3 protein-coding genes and 1 other RNA gene are annotated in these 2,887 nt (G+C 69.1%); 3 read left to right on the forward strand and 1 reads right to left on the reverse strand.

Annotated elements, in window-relative coordinates; genetic code table 11:
• Positions 1 to 167: 167 nt before the first annotated feature.
• Complete coding sequence (gene ybgF, locus ACIPIA_RS13535; protein WP_400510299.1) at positions 168 to 1,097, reverse strand: tol-pal system protein YbgF; 930 nt, start codon at positions 1,095 to 1,097, stop codon at positions 168 to 170.
• 152 nt (positions 1,098 to 1,249) lie between these two features.
• On the opposite strand from ybgF, the gene ssrS reads away from it, so the two are divergent.
• From ssrS to ACIPIA_RS13550, 3 genes are all read left to right on the forward strand, one after another.
• A non-coding RNA gene (ssrS, locus tag ACIPIA_RS13540) (6S RNA) lies at positions 1,250 to 1,406 on the forward strand.
• Positions 1,407 to 1,412: 6 nt separating this feature from the next.
• Positions 1,413 to 1,997, forward strand: a complete 585-nt coding sequence (locus tag ACIPIA_RS13545) for a 5-formyltetrahydrofolate cyclo-ligase (RefSeq protein WP_400510301.1) — start codon at positions 1,413 to 1,415, stop codon at positions 1,995 to 1,997.
• Between the two features lie 54 nt (positions 1,998 to 2,051).
• Entirely contained in the window at positions 2,052 to 2,876 is an 825-nt protein-coding gene (locus ACIPIA_RS13550) for a TIGR00282 family metallophosphoesterase (RefSeq protein WP_400510303.1), read from the forward strand.
• The last annotated feature ends 11 nt before the right edge of the window (positions 2,877 to 2,887 follow it).

Genomic DNA, 2,887 nt, shown 5'->3' on the forward strand with positions numbered 1-2,887 from the left:
GCCGGGCCCGCGCGCCCATTCGGCCAGCAGCGCCAGCAATCCCACGGAATCCGGGCCGCCGGAAACGGCCACGAGCAGCGCCCTCTCCTGCGAGAGGCCCTGAAAGAGTTCGCCGGCCTCGAATGACGAGACCGGCGATACGATCGTCTCACCCTGCGGCAGCGCGCTCAAGCGCAGCCGGAACGGCGCCGCTCGCGCGCAACGCCCTGGCGCACGGCATTGGAGGCTGACGGATAATCGACACCGACCTTGGCGTAGGTCGCGCAGGCCTGGTCCTTGGCGCCGAGGCCGTTCAGGGCCATGCCGAGCTTGAGCAGGCTGTCGGGGGCCTTGGTGGCCTTCGGCGATTCCCGCGAGATCTTCAGGAATTGCTCGGCCGCCTCGCGATAGCGCTGGCGCTGCAGATAGCTCTCGCCGAGCCAGTAGGTGGCGTCGACCGCCTGCCGATCGCGCGGGTAGCTCTGCAGGAACTGGCGAAATCCCATCTCGGCCTGCTCGTATTCGCGGCGCTGGAGGGAGGCGAAGGCCAGATCATAGGCGTCCTTGGCCGTCTGCGGCCCGCTGGCCGCGGCAACGCTTGCGCCACGCGGCATGGCCGGTGCGCCGCCGCCCTGCTGGACCGGGCGCCCCACACCCTGCAGGTCGAGCGGCTGTCCGGTCGCGGGCCCCCCGGCGTAATCCTCGTCGATGATGCCGGCGATGCCGCCGCCGAGCTGCTGCGGCCCGCCGGCAGCGCCCTGCTGCATCGTCGGGTCGAAGGCATCGCCGCGGCGCTGGCGCTGCGGCGCCGCCCCACCGGCCGGCGGAGCGCTCGGCGCAGTCGCCCCGGAGCGGCCGCCACCCTTCTCGTTCAGGCGGAAATCGACATCCTCCTGGAACTTGCGCAGCTGGTCGCTGAGGCGGCGGTTCTCGAACTGGAGCTGCTCGATCTGGCCGGACATCTGGCGCAGCTGATTCTCGAGCCGGGTCGTCCGGACGAGGAGATCGGCCGCATCCTGCGCCGAAGCTGGCACCGCCCCGCCGAAGAGCGCCGCGGCGCAGGCGAGCGCGGCCAACCCCGAGCGGGAGAGAGAGCGGGAAAGGAACGAAACAAGCATCGATGAAACCGGTTTTCCGAACATGTCGCTCTCTCTATATCACCTGCTCACCACGGCCAAAATATGAACAATTTCATGGCGCCCCCGCATCCTTGGGCGCTTGGCCGAAATCCCCTCTGGCGCTTTGCCGGGGAGTTGCCTACATAGGTGGAGCGGGGCTGCCTGGTGCGTGAGAGACAGCATTCCCCGGGCCCATACGACTCCCTAGGGAGCTGTCCCTGACCGGGTCCCTGGATCCGGACACACGGCGCCCACCTACTTTAGTAGGTGTCCCGGGATTCAAAACTCCACGGCCGAGGTGGCTCCGCAGCCCTTATGACGACGCCTTCCGACACGCACGTCACGTCATCCCCCCGCAAGGCAGCCCTGCGCAGCGCGGCGCTCGACCGGCGCGACGCACTCGACATCGACTCGCGGCTGGAATGGGACCCGGAGATAACCGCCCAGGTTCTCGCGCTTCCCGTGTGGAAGGGCCCCGGCCCGGTTTCCGCCTATTGGCCGATGCGCTCGGAGGCCGATCCGCGCCCGATTCTCGAGGCGCTGCATGAGCGCGGCCTGCCACTCTGCCTGCCTGCGATCGTCGAGAAGCGCATGATCTTCCGCCGGTGGGCGCCTTATGAGGCGATCGTGCCCGGCGGCTTCGGCACGCTTGTCCCGGCCCCGACCGAGCCCGAGGTGAAGCCCGCCATACTGATCGTGCCGCTCGCCGCATTCGACCGGCGCGGCTACCGCATCGGCTATGGCAAGGGATATTACGACCGCGCCCTCGCGGAACTAGGTCCGACGATCAGCATCGGCATCGGCTATGCGGCCCAGGAGATCGAGGCCGTCCCGGACGAGGCCCATGATCGCCGTCTCGACTGGATCGTCACCGAGCGCGAAACCATTCGCTGCGGTTGATTCCGGCGCGTCTTCGCGCGAGTGAGGAGCTTTCGCCTCCTCCGGATCGGTTTCATGCGTCTTCTCTTCCTCGGTGACATCGTCGGCCGCCCCGGCCGGATCGCGATTCAGGAGCGGCTGCCCGCGCTGCGCGAGGCATGGAAGCTCGACTGCGTCATCATCAACGGCGAGAACTCCGCCGGCGGCTTCGGCATCACCGAGGCGATCTGCGACGAGATCCTGGCTGCCGGCGCCGACGTCATCACGCTGGGCAACCATTCCTGGGACCAGCGGGAGGCGCTGGTCTTCATCCAGCGTCAGGACCGGCTGATCCGCCCGGCCAACTACCCGCCCGGCACCCCGGGCCGCGGCGCCACCGTGATAGAGGCCCGCAACGGGGCCCGCGTCCTGGTCGTCAACGTCATGGGCCGGCTCTTCATGGACCCGCTCGACGACCCCTTCGCTGCCGTCGAGCGCGAGTTGTCGGCCTGCCCGCTCGGCGAGGTCGCGGATGCGGTGATCGTCGACGTCCATGCCGAGGCGACCAGCGAGAAGCAGGCGATGGGCTATTTCCTCGACGGCCGCGCCAGCCTCGTCGTCGGCACGCACACCCATGCACCGACCTCCGACACCCGCATCCTGCCCGGTGGCACCGCCTACCAGTCGGATGCCGGCATGTGCGGCGACTACGATTCCGTGCTCGGCATGCAGAAGGACGAGCCGGTGCGCCGCTTCCTGCAGAAAGTGCCCGGTGCCCGGCTTGAGCCCGCCACGGGCGAAGGCACGCTGTCGGGCGTCGCGGTCGAGATCGACGATGCGACGGGGCTGGCGAAGGCCGTGTGGGCGGTCCGGGTCGGCCCGCATCTCAGCGAGGCCCTGCCCGGATGGGCGCAGGCCTGATCCGACATGGG

The sequence above is a fragment of the Allobosea sp. CER48 genome (assembly GCF_044752385.1).
In the GTDB taxonomy this organism is placed as follows: domain Bacteria; phylum Pseudomonadota; class Alphaproteobacteria; order Rhizobiales; family Beijerinckiaceae; genus Allobosea.